The sequence below is a fragment of the Acidisoma silvae genome, from assembly GCF_020618775.1.
Taxonomy (GTDB): domain Bacteria; phylum Pseudomonadota; class Alphaproteobacteria; order Acetobacterales; family Acetobacteraceae; genus Acidisoma; species Acidisoma silvae.
Map to the genome: position 1 here is coordinate 1 of NZ_JAESVB010000072.1, position 839 is coordinate 839.

The window sequence follows — 839 nt, forward strand, 5'->3', positions numbered from 1 at the left end:
CCCGCCCATGTCTCGACATTGCGGATCATAGAGGTAAAGTCCGATTCCGGGCCGTAGACTGCATTCGTCATCGCCAACATCTGCCGCACCGCGCTGCCGACGACCATGGGAATGCCCATCGCTTCCGCCTCATCCAGGCAAAGCCGCACATCCTTGTACGAAAGACCGGTCATGAAGCCGAAGTCGAAAGTCCCCGGCAGAACAGACCGCGGAAACTTGTCCTGAATGGCACTGTTGCGCCCGCTACTGACATTGATGACGTCGATCATGACTTTCGGGTCCAGACCCGCCTTCATCCCCATCACCATGCCTTCCGACGAAATCGCCATGGCGCAGGCTGCCAGCAGATTATTGACCAGTTTCAGCGTCTGTGCCGAACCCGGCTTCTCCCCCACATAGAAGAGCTTGCCGAATATCGACAGGATCGGCTCAATATCCGCATAGGTCTCGGCCGGGCAGGATACCATCACCGCCAGCGTGCCATTCTTCGCCCCCGCCAGACCACCGCTGACCGGGCAATCGACCGAAATCACACCTTTCGCGGCCAGACCTTCCGCCACTTTCGTGGCAACGCGTGAGCCCGTCGTGGACAGATCGACGAAGACCTTCGCCCGCCCGCCGGCCGCCACACCATTCGCGCCAAGCGCCACAGCTTCCACCACCGCCGGCGACGGCAGGCTGGCAAAGACGATATCGGAGGATGCCGCTACCTCGGCCGCCGAAGCTGCACTGCTCGCACCCACCGCCTCCAGCGCTGCAACCGCCTCCGCGCTCGGATCCGTCACCACAACACTGTGCCCGGCCGCAAGAAGACGCTGGGTCATGAAACCACCCATGCG

The 839-nt window shown here is 62.0% G+C and carries 1 protein-coding gene; it reads right to left on the reverse strand.

The annotated features are described in order from the left end of the window. Window positions 1–824 (reverse strand): NAD(P)-dependent oxidoreductase (locus ASILVAE211_RS25850; RefSeq protein ID WP_264479125.1); only part of this gene is annotated, 824 nt, incomplete at its 3' end. Between the last annotated feature and the right edge of the window lie 15 nt (window positions 825–839).